The sequence below is a fragment of the Candidatus Babeliales bacterium genome, assembly GCA_041660205.1.
Lineage (GTDB): Bacteria > Babelota > Babeliae > Babelales > Chromulinivoraceae > JACPFN01.
Genome location: JBAZWT010000007.1, coordinates 19924 through 38068 on the forward strand (window position 1 = coordinate 19924; position 18145 = coordinate 38068).

An 18145-nucleotide genomic window follows, 5' to 3' on the forward strand; every position below is an offset into this window, starting at 1 on the left:
TTGTTTTTAACAAAGTTGCAGTTACAACAGTTTCGTTGTTTCATTGATACAACGTTTTCTTTTTCGTCTCCCATTACGCTTATTACGGGAAATAATGGTGCCGGAAAAACATCGATAATCGAAGCGATTCATTATTTATGTTATTTCAAATCATTTCGGTCCCATATCGTAACGGATTTGCTGTATCATGAAGCAGACTCCTTTTTTTTAAGAGGACATTTTACGCTTGAACAAGAGCCAGAAATGTCTCATATCATTCAGGTGGGATACGGCAATAAAAAAAAGATTATCAAACTTGACCAAAAAAATGTCACATCATTTAAAGATACATTTCCTTATTTTAAGGTAATTACTTTAACCGAAGATGATATTGATCTGATTAGAGGATATCCAGCTGGCAGAAGGGCATTTGCTGATCAAGCGGTTCTTTTTTCAAAACCAGAAGCTTTAGATACATATCGGGACTTTAAGCATATTTTACATAGTCGCAACGCCTTACTTGTCCAAAGTGCCTTTAAGGGCTTGGACAAGCTAGAATTTGATGTCTGGAGTGAGAAACTATGGGACAGCTCTATGAAAATTCAGCAGTATCGGCAAACTGAGCTAAAAGTTATAGAAAAAGTCGTGAATAGCTTAATTGATCAGTATTTTGATGGGGTATATGAGGTCGAGATTGCATATGACGCAAAATGGGTTACTTTGGGTGAGTCTTTCGAGGACTTTCTAAGGAAAACAGCGCATTTGACTCGACAGGAGCTTGTAATGAAAAGATCAATGTACGGAGCTCATTTGGATGATCTTATTTTTCATATCAAAGGTAAAAAGGCTCGGATGTTTGCTTCTAGAGGGCAACAAAAGCTTGTATCGCTTCTTTGTAAGCTGGCTCTCATATCAATTAGCGATAAGCACTCATCGCTGCCACTTATCTTGATTGATGATTTTATCTCAGATTTTGATAAAATTCGTCTTAAAAATTTAATACATTTCTTCCTGTCATGTAAAAATCAGATAATAATTACCTCACCTTTTTGCGATTCTGAGCTAGAAAGCCTTATTGCAAAGGCCCATCCAGACGTGATATCCATAGGATAATACACAGCCTGTCAGAAAAATGTTTTTATTAGGGGGTATCCTCTTGACAGAAGGGCAAGAACTGATAGAATTAGTAGTGAATTAAGCATTTTAAATAAATCAAAAAATGATTCATTTGTAATCCTTAGTTCATTTAATTAGGCTTCATTACTACTCTCCTTTTTTCCATCGCATCGATATTCGTATCAATGCGATGGAATTTTTTTGACCAAATTTTTATATCGCATCTTTTCGCCACATCTTCATAAAAAATGTCGCTATTTGACCGAAGTGCCTACTGTGATAGGGTTGTTATAGTATTTAAACAATCCTGGTATTAGGAAATTTCATGAAAAAAATTATATTAAGCGTTTTAATGATTTATTCATCATTATCTTGGTGCAATATTGAACAAAGTTTGAGTGATGCACTACAGCGCAATGATATAGAATCTGCAAAAAAATTAATTGTAGATGGTGCAGATGTAAATGTACGTGATAGTCAGGGTAATTCTCTATTGCACTATGCTGCTTTTTTTGGAAAGGTTCAGATAGTAAAACTTTTGCTTGCCGCTCATGCAGATGTACAAGCAAGAAATAAAAAAGGAAGCAGCTCGCTGCATATGGCTACTGTAAGTTGCGTGGGAAAATCTTTTGATGATGAACATCTTGAAAGTATACAATTATTAGTTGCAGCTGGTGCACATAAATATGTAAAAAATGGAAAAAGAATAACTCCTATCGCTTTAGCTTGGCGCAATTGTCCTTCTGCAGCAGTTCTTATGTCTTTAGTTGAACTAGGTGATTTGTTATAAATAGTTATTAAAAATAATTTCAGCTTTATTATTTCAAAAAACTCTTTTTCTTGAGTGTCTTATTTGCGTATTCTTTTGGTATTCCTGACAAGTCATAATTCAGTAAGCATGGATCCCCGGGTTACTCCTACGCCAGAGTTACGGCGTATAGGCAAGCCTGAGGACGAAGAGGTGATGTGAATAATAGTGAAAAAAGTACTGTTGTTATTTTTAGAGATTCTATATTCTCAATCGCTTCATTCTTTTAATTTTTTTCCTGAAAATATTTCATATTGCAGTCGACAAGAATATGAATCATTGATGCAAGGTGTACAATTTCAAAATCAAGATGATCTGCGTATTCAAAATATTTCAAAAGATTTTTTGTGGCATTTAAAAATTCCAACAGTTGGACTACTTTGTAAAAATCAACAAAATAATAATCAAGAACTTTTACTCTGGGATTTAGCACCAAAAAAAGGACATGGTATTAAAATTGCAGTGCTCGACACCAAAATTAACAGTCAGGAAAAACATTTTGATCAATTTTCTTGCAATCAACGCCAAAAAACAGGCAACTTTGGAAATTCAAATAAAATTGAACCAGGAGAAACGATTTTTGATTACCAGCTTGCAGGTCGAAAAAATCAAAATCATTTAACTCAATTGATGAAAAAAAATAATTTTTTTCAAAAAACTCTTATAAAAAATCATGGCAACTTAACATGTGGCATTATTAGACAGTTTGCGCCTGACGCTGTTATAATTCCAATATCTATAATGGATGATGATGGGGGCACTGACATAAAAAGTTTACGCCAAGGTTTGCAGCGGGCTTTTGATATGCATGTAGACATTGTGCATCTTGGACTGAAAATAGCGGACGATCTATGTGATAAACATCTAGAAAATAAAGAATTAGTAACATTGCTGCAAAAGTTTTCTTATGTGGTGGTGGCCGCTGGAAATGATTGTGCAAGTATGAAAAAAGTTGCTTATCTTGCAAGTTTGCCTAACATATTATTTTCCGTTGGCGCTTTTGACAGTAAGTATCAAGTTTGCTGCTTTTCTCAATGGCAGGAATGTAAGGGTCCTAATTTTTTACTACCAGGACATCGAATTTTATGTCAGTTATGGATTGATGAAATTCAAGATTATATTTTTGTGCATACATCTGGTACATCAATGGCCTCTGCGATGATGACAGGTTTTTTAGCATTACTTTTATCAGAATTTGGCCCTGTTTTTACGCGTGAGCAGATAGAACAAGTAATTAAAAGTTGCTCAAAAAAATTATATGATCAATGGGATAAAAAAGTTATTTTTGGCACAGTGGATATGCGAAAAACTTTCATAACTTTAAAGTCATTGCAACAGATAATAAAAAAAGTTTCCGCATGTTTTTATAAAAAAAAATTTTTAAAAATTGTTGATGCGATTAAAGAAAATTCCGACTTTGATAATAAAAATGTAAACTCTTTTAACTCTTATGCGTCTGTAAGTTTTCGTAAAAAAATTGACAGAGATCTTTATATCTTGGTAAAAGATAGTAACTATCTGATAAAGGAAAACATTTGGAAAAAAAAATCTGCTTAATTTTTCATCTCTCATTGCTGACTTTGTTTTTGCCTACGTGGGCGCAGCAGGAGTTTATTTATCCTATCGCAGAGATAAATGATGACATGATAATGATGGTTCATCAAAAGTCTTATGATGACCTTGAACTGCTGTTGTGGGACCGCCATGAAGGGATAGCTTGTCGCGAACTTACTTCTATGTTTATTCCTTCGTGTGTACAACTACTTCCAGGGAAAAAAGCGTTTAGTTTTATCGATCGCGGTAGGATTAGAATCAAAACATTTAATAAACGCGCGCCTCGAGCGATAGATATTTATGAACCGATTTATGCAATTTTTTCAATGAAATGGATAACGGACGAACAATTTTATTTTGCCGGAAAGAATTATGGTAAACTTTCTATCTTCCTATGCGATACTTCAAATCGTGGTGCGGCCGTTTACTCTTTAACTAATCGTGATGGATTTGATTATGTGTATCCGTGCAAAGTTGGCAATAATCTTTTTTGCGTTTCAAGAGACCAGTTGCAAAATTATGCAATTCAAAAGTTAGAGTGGTCTCCTCGGCAGTATGAAAGTGCTGAATCCTTAGCTCCTATCTCGCAACAACTACTTGTAACCCATGATAAGCCTTTATGCTTTTTATGTATGGAAGATGAATCTTCGGGCTTTGTGGTTGAGTGTCTTGCGTATGAACAGTCATCAGAGTTTTTAAATTTTTCTTGTTGTGCTTTAAATTGCATTAATGATTCATGGAGCTTGGCCAAATTATTTGAATTTAAAATTCCTTCAAAGTTTTTAATCGGAACAGATGAAGATAGAGTTTATGAAACTATTGCTCCTTTTGTGCCGCGTTACACACAGGAGTGGATTTATTATGTCAGTTATGATGATGAGTCTGAAAATTGCACCATACAAAGGTACAATCGTGCACTGAGTAGCACAGAGTACTTAACGGACACAAGTCGCTCCATAGCTGGTTTAAGCCATGTTTTCGCGCCACTTATTATTAAAGATATGTTGTATTGTGGATATTTATTCTCCGAAAAAACACCTTCAGCCTTTCGCGGTTTTCCTCAAAAATTTATGCACGTTGACCCTGTGACTGGTATTATTCAATGCAGATTGCCCCAGGTTTCGCTTAAGGCCACAGATCACGATTACGAGGGTATCGGTTGAAAAAACACATTATGTAACCATAATAGGGCTTATGCGAGTTATGACATTTTTTCGGCAGCGGCCAAAATTCAAAAAATTCGAATTATTTTTCAACAATTTTCATAAGAAACCATGACCACCGGAATCGACTGCCTTGCTGTCAAAGCCTCGCACAAATTTTGCAATTTTTTAATTGAAAAGTTTGTCAAAAGGTCCTCTGAGAGCTCAATGTAGACAAAATCAAAATGAAAGTAATCAATAAAAAGATCTTCTAGCTCGCAATTATTTTCAAACATTTGGTTACATTCAAGGTAAAGTTCGTACATATTTGCAATATCATGATCGAGCAAAATTTGGGAAGTTGTTAAGCAACCAATAAAATTGTAATATTGAAGTGATTTTAAAATGGTACTTATAAGCACCCGACCGCTCATACTATTTTTTGTTGAAATATGATGCAACCCTGGCGTCATGAAAATATTTTGTATTTTGATAATTTCAAGATCAGAAAGTGGCCAATTAAAATTATTGATTTTTCTTGCGTCACGTACAATCAATTCTTTTTGTTTAGCTAATGGTTTTGATAGTCTCAAATTTTCCATTTCTCTCTCCCGAAATTTCTTCTCCTTTTTTTGAAATTTGTAACACTGTACAAAAAATGAAAAAAGTTAGTCAATAGTTTTCAAATTAAAACTATTGACTAACTTTTTTTAGGAATTAAAGGTGGCAAATTTTTACAAACCCTTGTAAAAAACTCTCCTACATAAATAGTATATAAATAAAGTATAATTTTTTATAAATGAAGCTAGGGGTGCTTTTATGGATAAGTTTAAAAAAAAATTAAAAATTAGCCTGTTTTTTATAGTACTTATTTCAAGTAATCAAATTTTATTTTCACTAGACGGCAAAACCGAAACAGGCTCAGATCTTTCAACTGGCAGAAAAGAAAATAAAAATCCATGGGATAATTTTTCTAAAGAAGAATTAGAAATAGACCAAAAAGAAGAAGGAAAAATTAAAGAAGACCAACTTCATAACAAACAGTTTATTCTTACAGCCTCGGAAAAAAATATATCTCGTGAGAGTTCTGACTTATCTAGTGAGAATTCTGCTCCAACAGGTCAAACTACCCCAAAAGTAATACAAATGACTGAACCAATAGTTGAAAAAAAAGCACCGATTAATCTTAAAAAAATAGCAGAAGAAAGATTTATAAAAGAATCTGCTCCAGTAATGGAAAAAATAAAAAGATTAAGAATTCAAAATTCTCGTTCAAATATGTTTGAATTATTAAACTTAGATCCTAAAGTCAGTTATACAAAAAAAGAAGTTAATGATGCTTACGCAAATGAGGTGCTAAAATGGCATCCATCTAAATGGCATGATTTTTCTCCTGAAATACAAGAAGAATCTGTTGATATTTTTAAAAATCTAACTAAAGCACATACGGTTTTGACAGATGGTCCTAATGGCCTAGTAACAGCAGATCAAGAAGAGTTTGATTTTTTAGGCGCAAGGCTGACAAAGGCAGAAATTGTGAAAAAAATTAACAAGCAGATTGATTTTTCAAAGCCTATAAATTTAGACTTATTAACAGAAACAAATGTACTTAAAATAAAAAATTTAGCCTGCAGACTTTTATCTTTAGATCCTCATAAATTTTATACAGGTATTGAAATTGCAAAAGCTGGAAGAAACGTAAAAGATACTCACAATGGAGATGCTAACGTTATCGATAGAGGATTTGAAAAAAATGTTTTAAATATTACAAATCTTTTACGAGACATACATAATTGGGAAGAAAAAATTGAAAATAGTGCAAAAATCATAGATAGCACTCCATCTCTTTCCTCTCTAACGCCAGAACAAGTTAAGGCTATAAATCCTATTTCTATTTCTAGACTTACAAACTCTCAAATTTCAGAATTAAAAACTGATCAAATTAAACATTTATCATTGAATCAAATTGAATTTTTTTCACAGGATCAGATTAATATTTTTTCTGATCATAAAATAGAAGCATTAAAGAAAAGATTTATGAGCCTTGATCCAAAAGAGAAAGATCTAAAAATCTTTAATGATAAGTTGCTATCACGCACACCTAAAAAGTAATGACTAACTTTTTGAAAAATTAATAACTGGCAATAGTTTTTTTCAAAGAAGATAATTTTATTGAGATTTGAGACAAATAAAAAGCGCCGGCTAACATGCCGGCGCTTTTTAATAAAATTAATTTATTATTTATGAAATTGTAACAGTAATTGTTCCATCAGCATTCCATTTAAATGTTGCAGAATTCGCTTGAGACGTAGTTAAAGTTAAACTTCCAGAATCGTCTACATCACCAAGGATTAAACTACCTGTTGTTGTTACAGCTGCACCTGAAATATCTATCGTTCGAGTAACTGGATTGTAAGTAAGTGTTAAACTATTTGCGCCTGAGAAATTAGTAGTTGTTGATACCCCTGTAGTACCAAAAGCTACAAGTGATGAATTTCCAGCTGATCCATTGTACGTATTACCTGAAGTATTGATCACACTTCCCTGATAACCTACTAATAATCCTTTCATGTAAGTAAATAGCATAGCTGTAAGTTTCATTACAGAACCGGTAGTTCGATTATAAGTAATTCGAATATCTCCATCTGGATCAGATCCAGCTCCCAGACCAGGTATAAGTTCTATATTACCACCACTCCCTGCTGTGCCACCACCATTAATTCCTCCATTACCCGCTGAAAGCAATATAGCACCACCATTGCCAGCTAAGCCACCAGGACCAGCAGTAATGTTAACGCTACCTCCACCCGCAGTACCGTTGCTAGGTCTAGCCTCAATCTCTACGGTACCTCCAGAATTATTACCACCACTATCAGAAGCTATTCCACCCCAAATGTATAAATCGCCACCATTACCTGCAGGACTTCCACCGCCTTTAATTGTTACATCACCACCGTTACCAGTAGTTAGACCATCACCGCCACGAACAATTGCAGCACCACCAGCTGCAGCAGCAACATTTCCATCACCACCCTGAACAGTTGCAACGCCACCTGGATTACCATCGCCTCCATCAACAGTCGTTGGAGCACCCGCTGATAAACCAGTCACCGTAGCATGTGTAAAATCAACAGTAACATTATGTATTGCGTCTCCAAAATTAACAGTTACTGGCTGAGAAGGGATTTGTGTTACTTCTATAAAGTTTATATTTGAAGCGGAAAGTAATATATCATTTTCTGCGCGCAATCCAATATTACGATTAGGAAGACCTGCCACCCCTACGCCAGAACTATGTGTTGAAATATCAATATTTCCAAGACTACTAACACCAGTTTTAATACTTATCTCACCAGTAGCTGAAGAAACAGAAGCATTTGGATTACCTATTATGGCACTTACAGGTAGACCCGTAACGATTCCCACATTACTGAAATCAGCTTCGGCAGCTTCAAATCTTATTTTACCAGTAGTTGCTTTTGCTCTTAATCCAATATCACCCGCAACGGTGCCTGTAGCATCTGATGTTGTACCAGAACGTAAGCTTACAAAGCCAGCATCAGCTTGGGCAAGTATATCGCTAGTTGCACGCAATCCAATATCGCTTGTTGATATACCTGTAGCAGAACTTGCGCCTGCATGTATATCTATCCTACCAGCTGTAGATTGAGCATTTATATTCCCAGCTGTAGATTGAAGATTTATATCAAAATTAGCTGTTGCATTAATATCTTCAGCTGTAGATTGAAGATTTATATTTCCCGAAGTAAGACCAGTAGTTACTGTAATATTTTTATTATCACCACCTGTTAATTTTATATGACCAAGTGCAGATATTCCAATATCATTGCTAACTAATCCAGAAGGAACTGTACCTGCACCTATGCTTACATATCCATCAGCTGCATATTGAAATAAATTATCTTTAGCCAAGACTCCAACGCTATTAATTCCAGGATATTGTACAGAATCTAAATTTACTGAACTTCCTGATCTAATATCAACTCTGCCACCATCAGCTTGAACACCTATATCACTTGTTGCTCGTAAACCAATATCACCATTAATAAGAGTATATCCAGTACCAGTACCAATATTATTAACATCATTAGTACCAGTTTTAATACTTATCTTACCAGTAGCTGAAGAAATAAGAGCATCTGGACTGCCTATTATAGCAGTTGTAGATAGACCCGTAATGGTTCCCACATTGCTAAAATCAGCTTCGGCAGCTTCAAATCTTATTTTACCAGTAGTTGCCTTTGCTCTTAATCCAATATCACCCGCAACGGTACCTGTAGCATTTAATGTTGTACCAGAACGTAAGCTTACAAAGCCAGTATCAGCTTGAGCAAGTATATCGCTATTTGCATGTAAACTAATATCGCCGTTTGATGTATCTGTAGCATCTGATGTTGTTACTGATCGTAAAGTTACATAGCCTTCATTAGCTTGGGCAAGTACATCTTTCTTTGCATGTAATCCAATACCACCTACAATTAAACCTCCTACATCAGAGGCTGTACGAGAACGTAAGCTTACAAAGCCAGTATCAGTTTGAGCACGTATATCGTTAAGTGCATGTAATCCAATATCACCTACAGAGGAGCCATCAGCATCTGATGATGTAGCACAACGTAAAGTTATAAGGCCATTGTCAGCGCTGGCAAGTATACTATTATATGCAAGTAATCCAACATCACCTGCAACGATAAGACTGCTAGGACTTGGTGTTGCGCCAGAACGTAAGCTTACAAAGCCAGTCTCAACTTGGGCAAGTATATCGCTATTTGCATGTAAACTAATATCACCTGCAGCTGTACCAGTAGCATCAGTAGCTATTCCTGATTTGATAGTTACATTACCAGTATTTGAATAAACAGAAGCATTTGGAGTACCTATTACGGCACTTGTAGAAATACCAGTTACTGTAGTGACATTGCTAAAATCAGCTTCGGCAGCTTCAAATCTTATTTTACCAATTGCGTGTAATCCAATATCACCCGCAACGGTGCCTGTAGCATCTGATGTTGTACCAGAACGTAAGCTTACAGCGCCGGATGCTGCAATGATTACATCACCACCTCTACCGGTAGCGCCACCTTGACCGCTCTCTATAACAACTTGCCCACCATCGCCAGATCCAGGAGCATAAGCATCACCACCTTTAACAGTAGCGTCACCTCCGCAACCATTTGGAGTTCCACCAAGACCACCTGAAAGGGAAACTGGTCCACCAGAACCAGATCCAGAACTACAAGCTCGTGTAATTTCTAGATCTGATTGCACTATGGATCTAGTTGAAGCACTTCCGTCTCCTCCTGTAATTGTAGTTGCGCCACCGTCTCCACCGTTTGCACCACCATTACCTGCCTTAAAAGTTTGATCACCACCTGATGCTGTACCTGAACCGTTACCACTTATAATTACAGTTGATCCACCTTGTTGACTGGTACCTGCTTGACCATCTGCAGCCATTACGACCGTATCTTGAGCAGAACCATCAGGTTCACCAATAACAATAATGCTTGTTGCTTCTCCATAAGTCGTAGAGGCAGCTGCAGCAGGAGCTATAACCCTTACAACCTCTTTTCTTTCTGATCTTCCTGATTCAGCTTCTACTTCCGCATGAATGGTAAAGGCTATCAATTGCAATAACGCAATATAAAAAATATTTTTATTCATACTTATATCCTATTTATTATTCATTATTAAAAGTTTAAAGAACCTTGCAGGCCAACAGCCCACATATTTAAGGCATTGTTATTTGATCCGGTAAATTCAGCTGATCCGAACACTGAAACATGCGGTTGATAATTATGCTCTTTCCAACCGTATCCAAGATTAGCAAATACTTTTCCTGTAAGTGCTCTTGAAGCAGCAGCTCCTGCCACATCAAGTGCATCATCTATATTTATTGGTATACGGTTTACAGATAAAGTAGCATCTTTAATGGTTGCTGTTTCTGCTGAAATTCCAGAAGTTAATTGATCTTGAGATTTATTAATGAAAGCTAATGGTTCAGAAAGATTTCTAATAGCTCCTCCAGTAGTCAGGCCACTTCTTTGACGACCAAGCACAACAAAATCATTAAAATTCACAGCGTTTATATTTTTAATAGCCTTACATGTATTTATTGAAAGTTGCTCACAAGACCGACCCCAAACTTCTCCGCCTAATCCTAAATCCCAATTTCTACATTGACCATCTATCATAAGAGCCAATGATCCTTCAACGCTAAATTTCGATATTACTGGCAACGTGGTTATATTAATTGCTTGAGTAATAAAACCACCTGGAACATATGCTCCAGCAGCATTTTGATGATAATATTCTAGTAAAAGATATTTAGAGCCGAGACCATTTTGTTTAAGGTCAAACGATCGATAAGAAGTTCTACCCGGCGCAAGATGACTTACTTCACCTTGCCAATGAAGATTGAGTATAAAATCTTCATCATTTTCATATAATTTGTAATAACCAAAAACCTCACCGCCAACGCCCCAATATCCACCATGTCCAAAAATTGGTTCTAACATTTCAACAGCTTGAGCTACATTACCTGTTGGAGCTGATGCCTTAAATCCAATTCCAAGTATTGCTTTTTCACTTTTAACAACATTTGCTCCTAAAGAAAATGATACATCAGCAAATCTAAACACCGTTGATTTACATACAGAAACTTTACCATATTCAAGTCTTACATTATTACTAAAAGAGCCATCAAATGCTTTGCATGTTGCTTCACCACCTGCAAATGCAGCAGCTATAGTAGCTGGACGATTATCTGGAGCAGGATACATACTCCATAACCCAGTTGCAGAACTACTTGGCACTACAACAGGCATGCTCATTTTAGGATCGATCATCATTGCGCCAATAGGTGCTTTGATTTTAAAGTAAAAACCTGGACTATTAAGATGCTGCATGAAATGTAACATCAAATCTGCGCCTGCTTGTTGCACTCTTGGATTTAATTTAATGCTACCAACAGATGCAACATTACCCATACCAAATTGCCAAGCATCAAGATCAGACTGGCCATCATTGGTACCAACAGTCATAACATTACTACCAGACCAAAATGGCATTGTTCCTAAATTCTTATCAGAATTACATCCAAAGTTTTGAGAAAATTCAACTGCTGTTGTCAGTATTCCATTCCAATCATCTCGGATAGGATCATCGTACATTGGTTTACGCATGATAATTTCTCGTGAAGAACTTGATGAAAAAGCTCGCGGTAAAAATGTGTTTTTGCTTATAGCTTTACCTGTACAACATTGTGTAACTCCACATTCTGTTGTACGATCAGAATGAAGATCTCTACAAAAAAACAAACTCATCAACATGATTGAGTTTGTAAACTTTAACACATTTCTCATTATCAAGACTCCTTTTTCGTTATGAGATTTTTCTTCAAACTATTACACGGAATTTTAAGAGTCAAGCATTCAATGATTATCAAATATTCATGCAGAGAAGTATGGCTTAAAAAGGATTGTTAATAAAAATCTGGTAACTGTGACAGTTATTGTTTCCATAAACCACATAGACTTACCGCAACAGCGTCCGTAACGTCATACGTTTTCGGTTGTGGCAGTCCAGGAAAAAGCATACTTACCATTCGGGCTACTTGATCTTTTTGAGCGCCACCAAAACCAGTAACGGCAAGTTTTACTTCTCTTGGTGAAAATTCATGTAATTTAAGATTTAATTGATACGCCATCAAACATAAAACCCCTCTTAAATATCCAAGCTTTAAAAAAGTTTGTGCATTTTTACCTAAAAACGGAGTTTCTATAGAAAGATCGGTCACTTTATAGGTTTTTATCTTTTCAGTAAAAAATTCATAAAATATACCAATTCTCTCATGTAACTGCTTTTTTGCCGGCAATGGTAAAAATCCACAAGCAATAAGCGTCTGCTTATTTCCTTGTTTACAAATAATTGCCCAACCAGTTACGCTAAACCCAGGATCTACGCCTAAAACAATCATAAATTTTCCTTTATTTCACTCGAACCAACTTTATTATTAAACTGAAAAAGTGTTACCACAAAGCAAAAAAAGTTGTTATAATAGAGGTAGTTAGTATGCATATTTTAAATAACAACTTGACGGGGGTCTCGTGAAAAAACTAAATCAATACGCCTTATTCTTTTTTGCTTTATCTTTTTTAACCATAGGAAAAATGCAGTGCTCTGTAATGCAATGCTCTGCAACGAGTATAACAGATAACCAAATTATCAAGCCAGTACCTATACCAAAACTTTTAAGTGATCCAAATGGAAAAATATATGAAGTTATATGGTGGAACGAGCTTATGCTCTGTATTAAACAATGTGAAATGCAAGAAAAAGAAACTCTTTTAAATACAACGTTTAAAAAATTTTTAAAACTTGAGTACGAAAAACTTCTACAAAATCAACGTGCCATTGCAAATAATCCAAAGCTAAATCAGCAAGAAAAAGAAGAACAAGAGCAAATTTATATAAACGCTGCTTATAAAAAAGTAAGTCAATATAGATTATTACTCGGTAATTTTTTCACTGAAACTTTATCACCTAACGAAATAATTTATCCAGCAAGCTTAGATCTTGAAGAGATGTATCATGGTGACGCTAAAATGTCGCGCATTGAAAGAAAAGCACCACAAACTATGGTGCCAACAACTTCAAACCCTGTTAATGCGTCTGCTCCCATAGTTATTGATCACTCTGACGATTCCGAAAAACCAGGAATCCTTACAGAACTCTTAGATATTTTTGTGTATGGAACTATTATACCGAGTTCTGTTTTTCAGTTTTAGAATTTTTAAGCAAAGTTTAATCAAAAATAAAAAAAACGCATCATACACAAAATGTATGATGCGTTTTTTATGTAATCAATCAAACAACTTATGAACAACTACCTCCTGTAGTAAAGTCACCTGAAGTAATAGTACCACCTACAACATCAGAGCCATTAAAGGTGAGACCTGTAAGAGTCCCGGTTACCGTTGGACTTGAAATCTCTATAAAAATGAATCCCAGAGAAGGATTTAAAACTGCTTGACCACTTGTTGATAAAGTACCGTTGTAACAACCAGAGGCCAAGAGCTGAGTTGCTCCTGTATATGTAGTATAAGTTGGATTTAATGTACCATTTTGTGAAAGTGTTCCACTCAATCCAGAAATTGTAAATGTTTCTCCGGCATACATACCACTTGCAATAGGAAATGCGAAAGAGGTTGTATCGGATACAAGAAGATACGTGAAGAAAAGCGTTGCAGCACCGTTTGAAAAGGTGCTCGATGTAACATCCGTAGCTGTAAAGAAATTATCAGTTGATGTTCCTGTTGCGTTTACACCAGTTAACTCAGCACCAGCTAACTCAACTCCTGTAAAGGTATCTGCTCCATGAGTTATTGTTCCAATTACACTTCCAATTTGGTCTAAGCTTACACCTGTAAGCGTTGTTGATGTAACTGTTCCAGTTCCGTCAACATACCTGCTTATAAATGTACCTGAAGTTACGGTAAAGGTTCCAGTATCAAAATCACCACCTGAAATAGTAAACGATAAGTTTGGCGTTGTGTCACCAAGTGTCACAAATAATGCATCAAAAGTACCAGCAGAAATATTACCCACCGTTACATCAGTACCAGAGAATGTATTGCTTGCAAAAGTACCTGTTACTGTAGCACTACTAAATGTTGCGCCGGTTAAATTTACGCTATAGTAATCACCTGCATACAAACCACTTGGTATTGTAAGGACTCCTGTCACCGTATTGCTTTGAGTAATTGTTGTTCCTGTAAGTACGGTATTACCAGATGAAAGCGTTCCTCCTGAAAGCGTTCCAGCAATTCCCGATGTAGCAAAAGTGCTACCACTAAAATCGCCTGAAGTGATATTGAAAGTGTTAACAGGTACATCTGATACTAAAGTAAGTGTCGGAATACCTGATGTTGTAAATGTGCCACTTGTAATTACCCCACCCGTTATGTCAGTAACAGTAAGCACATTTGTTGCAGGATCAAAAGTACCAGTAAGTTGAACGTTGTTAAATTCTCCATTTGTTAATGTTACATCTGCTTCGACCACTGTTGTTTTATCATCTTCATATACAGCTCCTACTACAGATCCTGTTTGTGTAAAATGATAAGAATTAATAATAAAAGATAAAGTACCTTGTAAATTTGAACATTTAAACAATTTATTATTGTAAGATGATGAAGGCGTTGATATTAGAAAGAAAGTTTCTCCTGAGTCGCCATCGTAAACAAAAGTTTGTTGACTGAGTTGGGTTGAAGTAACTGCTTTAGCATTCATTAATGCTACTATAGGATTTATTCCTGCTGGAGTAGAAATTCCAAGTGAATCAATTGCTACTTGTTGTTTTCCTCCCGGATTATTTTTTTTTGCTAAATTAACAGGTTCCGGTTTTGCTGTAGAAGCAACAGAAGCTGGAAGAGTAACTTCTTCAGATGTATAAACTTGTGCATCAGAAGCTAGACCACTAGAGTTAATCAATCCATTGATATCAGATCCTCCTCTTATGAATCTTGAAAAACGTTTTGTTTTTGTAGGCGTAGATTCATTAATCGTTTGGCTTGATGATAAAAATCTACCGCGTTTTGCGATAGTTTGAAGTACATTCCAAGTACCGCTAGCCGGCAAAGTTAATTTGTTATATATAAATGTTTGTTCATATGATCCAACTATAAGCTGATAATATGAAGAGTTGGCGTTATTAGTTTGCAAGCTAAGAGAAACACTCAGACCAAAAAGCAGATCGCCTTTCATTCTTTCACCAAATAAATTCCATTGGCCAGAACCGGCATACTTATATACTTCTGCATAATTACTATTTTCGCTAAAAGCAGAAGCTCCAATTGCAACAAGATCGCCTGTTAAATATTCTAATGAAACACTAGCTCCAAAGTTAGAAGAAGTATCACCAGATATATTACCAATTTCACTCCATGAGCCAGAAACATATTGATATATTTTCACATTATCATTGATAGGGGAGTTCCCAATTGCCATTCTAGTACCAGTTGCATTTATTGATACTGAATTACCGATCAAATCGCTTCCTAATTGAGACCATGAACCACTAGCATATTGATAAACCCTTGCTATACTTGTGTTTGTATTTGAATTGTAAGATCCATACGCAACAATAGTACCATCCCTATTTACAGATACACTCATTATTCTTGCTGGCGCTAGAAGATCGCCTCCTAATTGAGACCATAAACTACCATCGTATTGATAAACTCTTAAAACAGTTGTACCTGCAACTGCAACAATAGTACCATCTCCACTTAAAGGTACATCAAATCCATCACTTGATATAATGACATTTCCAAGCTGAACCCACACATTATCATTACTTGTAGCATTTTCATTATATTCATAAACTCTTATGTAAGCGCCATCTCTTACTACAATTCTTGATCCATTCTCACTTATTGATACAGGTATATTTCCTTGTGCTAATTTAAACGTTTGCCCAAGTTCAAAAAACTCCGTACCCATACATCCACTTAAGACAAGCAGCAACAGTCCGCAAAAAAAGCTGGTAAAAACTTTATAATTCTTATTCATACATTCTCTCTTTTTTAATTTTAAAAGTACCACAGTAAAAACCATGGTACTTTTAAAAAATAATTACTTTGTAAGTTAAAAATTGATAGATGCTTGAGCTCCAACAGCCCATAGATTTACGGCATTATTACTTTGATTAACCACAAATTCCGTAGAGCCAAAAACACTTACGTTTGGAGTGTATCTATGCTCTTTGAATGTATAACCAAATTGGCCAAATACTTTACCAGTCATTGCACGCGCTGCAGCAGCACCCGCAACATCAAGAGCTTCATTTATATTTGCTGGAATTCGGTTAGTTGCTAAACGAGCATCTTTAACACCTGCTGGAAGTGATGTTGGATATGTTAATACAGCTGGAGGTACTCCTACACCAATAACGCGATCTTGTGATTTATTAATTTTTGCTTCAGGTTCACAAAGGTTCAAAACTAAAACAAAATCATTATTTGAAATACTACGATCATCTTCACTTACCTGACGACCAAGAACTGCAAAATCGTTAAGATTAGCGCTACGTTCTTCTACTAAATTACAACAATCAAAGGATAAACACTCTCTCGATCTTCCCCAGAACTCGCCACCTATCATGAAATTCCAATTATCTTTATAAAAATCAAAACCAACTGCGGCTGATCCTTCAACTCCAAATGTTGAATGTACCGGCATGGTTGTAACATTAACAGCATTCGTTACAAATGAAGGAATGCGACCCGTTGGATTATCTGTTGATGGATTTCCAGGGAAATAATACTGAATCAACATATATTTTGATCCAGGACCGTTTAATGCAAGATCAAACGAACGCCAGCTTGGTTTTCTGCCGGTAAATAAATGCAATGCTTCTCCCTGGAACCAGAAATCTATTCCTTTGTTTGCACTTTCACATTCCCATATTTTATAATGTGACGTAACTTCACCACCAACACCCCAATGCCCTGCTCTGCCAAAAATTGGCTCAAGTACAAAATCAGCTTGAGGAACGTTGCCCGTTGGGCATGATACTTTAAATCCAATATCAACAAAGCCTTTTTCTGTTGCGTATACTTTGTAACCAATCATTGCTGAAAGATCTGCCATACGAATAACAGTTTGTTTGCAACTAGCCATACGACCTTTGGTAATAGCTAAAACATTATAACGAGAAGAGTTTACTCCTCCGTTTCCATTTGCAGAGCCTGCTTGCCAAGCTTGAGTAAGTGTTTGGTAACGTGCATTTGGAGATGGATAAGCTAAATTTACTGTGTCGACAATATCATCTGGTAAGGCAACAACTTCTCTAAGCGGAGTATCAATCATCATAGCGCCAATTGGAGCTTGCAGTGTAAAAACAAAACCTCGATGATCTTTGTATTGCGCAAAATGAAGCATTATATCAGTGCCAACATGTTGCACTCGTGGATTTAACTGAATAGCGCCCTGGCCTATCACATTGCCCATACCAAATTGATACGCATCAATGTCAGACTCTCCATTATTTGTTCCGTAAGTCATTTCATTAGTACCAGACCAGAATGGACGAGCTCCTAAATTTTTACATGAACTACATTTGCCGCCAAAATTTTGCATATATTCTGTAGCAACAGAAATCATGCCATTCCATTCTTCTCGGTCAGAATCATTAGTATAAAAAGTTTTTTTATGAATAATATCTCGAGAACTGTATGCGCTAAATGCATGTGGTTGCCATAAGTTAATTGATTGAGCGCAACCTGTATCACATTTTTTTTCACAACCTGTCTGACAATCTGCCTGAGTCAGGCTAGCGGCAAAGGCTAGAAATAGCCCCAACAATAAAAACTTTTTGTTCATAATCTTCTCCTTTTTATAAAAGTATCGTACAACTCTCTTGAAACTAAAATAATAAAAACAATTTTGCAAATCAGGACAAAAAACAATAACAGTTTAAAACTGTTGCGAAAAAATCCACACAATTAATAGTCTGTACGTT

At 35.9% G+C, this 18145-nt stretch carries 12 protein-coding genes; 6 read left to right on the forward strand and 6 right to left on the reverse strand.

All coding sequences use genetic code 11. From position 1 onward, the window contains the following. The 4 genes from recF to WC747_03390 all read left to right on the forward strand — a co-directional run bounded on the left by recF (nucleotide 1) and on the right by WC747_03390 (nucleotide 4620). A complete protein-coding gene (recF, locus tag WC747_03375) occupies nucleotides 1-1092 on the forward strand; it encodes a DNA replication and repair protein RecF (GenBank protein ID MFA5999030.1) in 1092 nt (363 codons plus the stop codon). Nucleotides 1093-1420: 328 nt separating this feature from the next. Then, on the forward strand, nucleotides 1421-1885 hold the full coding sequence (locus WC747_03380; GenBank protein MFA5999031.1) for an ankyrin repeat domain-containing protein: 465 nt from the start codon (nucleotides 1421-1423) through the stop codon (nucleotides 1883-1885). A 186-nt stretch (nucleotides 1886-2071) separates the two neighbouring features. Further along, entirely contained in the window at nucleotides 2072-3460 is a 1389-nt protein-coding gene (locus tag WC747_03385) for a S8/S53 family peptidase (GenBank protein MFA5999032.1), read from the forward strand. Further along, a complete protein-coding gene (locus WC747_03390) occupies nucleotides 3439-4620 on the forward strand; it encodes a hypothetical protein (protein MFA5999033.1) in 1182 nt (393 codons plus the stop codon). Before WC747_03385 ends, WC747_03390 begins: the two co-directional genes overlap by 22 nt. A gap of 89 nt (nucleotides 4621-4709) precedes the next feature. Here the strand turns inward: WC747_03390 and WC747_03395 are convergent, their stop codons facing one another. Beyond that, the gene (locus tag WC747_03395; protein ID MFA5999034.1) at nucleotides 4710-5201 is read right to left on the reverse strand and encodes a hypothetical protein; all 492 of its coding nucleotides are present in this window, start codon (nucleotides 5199-5201) and stop codon (nucleotides 4710-4712) included. Nucleotides 5202-5418: 217 nt separating this feature from the next. On the opposite strand from WC747_03395, the gene WC747_03400 reads away from it, so the two are divergent. Continuing rightward, nucleotides 5419-6711 (forward strand): hypothetical protein, encoded by a 1293-nt coding sequence (locus tag WC747_03400; GenBank protein MFA5999035.1) that lies wholly within the window; start codon nucleotides 5419-5421, stop codon nucleotides 6709-6711. Between the two features lie 129 nt (nucleotides 6712-6840). On the opposite strand, the gene WC747_03405 is transcribed toward WC747_03400, so the two are convergent. The 3 genes from WC747_03405 to ruvC form a co-directional block, all read right to left on the reverse strand. After that, a complete protein-coding gene (locus WC747_03405; protein ID MFA5999036.1) occupies nucleotides 6841-10284 on the reverse strand; it encodes a hypothetical protein in 3444 nt (1147 codons plus the stop codon). A 26-nt stretch (nucleotides 10285-10310) separates the two neighbouring features. Next, the gene (locus tag WC747_03410) at nucleotides 10311-11984 is read right to left on the reverse strand and encodes a hypothetical protein (GenBank protein MFA5999037.1); all 1674 of its coding nucleotides are present in this window, start codon (nucleotides 11982-11984) and stop codon (nucleotides 10311-10313) included. A 146-nt stretch (nucleotides 11985-12130) separates the two neighbouring features. Further along, entirely contained in the window at nucleotides 12131-12598 is a 468-nt protein-coding gene (ruvC, locus tag WC747_03415) for a crossover junction endodeoxyribonuclease RuvC (GenBank protein MFA5999038.1), read from the reverse strand. A 130-nt stretch (nucleotides 12599-12728) separates the two neighbouring features. Between ruvC and WC747_03420 the strand changes: the two genes are divergently transcribed. After that, entirely contained in the window at nucleotides 12729-13409 is a 681-nt protein-coding gene (locus WC747_03420; protein MFA5999039.1) for a hypothetical protein, read from the forward strand. A gap of 88 nt (nucleotides 13410-13497) precedes the next feature. Here WC747_03420 and WC747_03425 read toward each other — a convergent pair whose 3' ends face one another. Both WC747_03425 and WC747_03430 read right to left on the reverse strand, forming a co-directional pair. Continuing rightward, nucleotides 13498-16194: a hypothetical protein gene (locus tag WC747_03425; protein MFA5999040.1), complete on the reverse strand. Its 2697-nt coding sequence runs from the start codon at nucleotides 16192-16194 to the stop codon at nucleotides 13498-13500. Nucleotides 16195-16269: 75 nt separating this feature from the next. Then, complete coding sequence (locus WC747_03430; protein ID MFA5999041.1) at nucleotides 16270-18006, reverse strand: hypothetical protein; 1737 nt, start codon at nucleotides 18004-18006, stop codon at nucleotides 16270-16272. Nucleotides 18007-18145 lie beyond the last annotated feature (139 nt).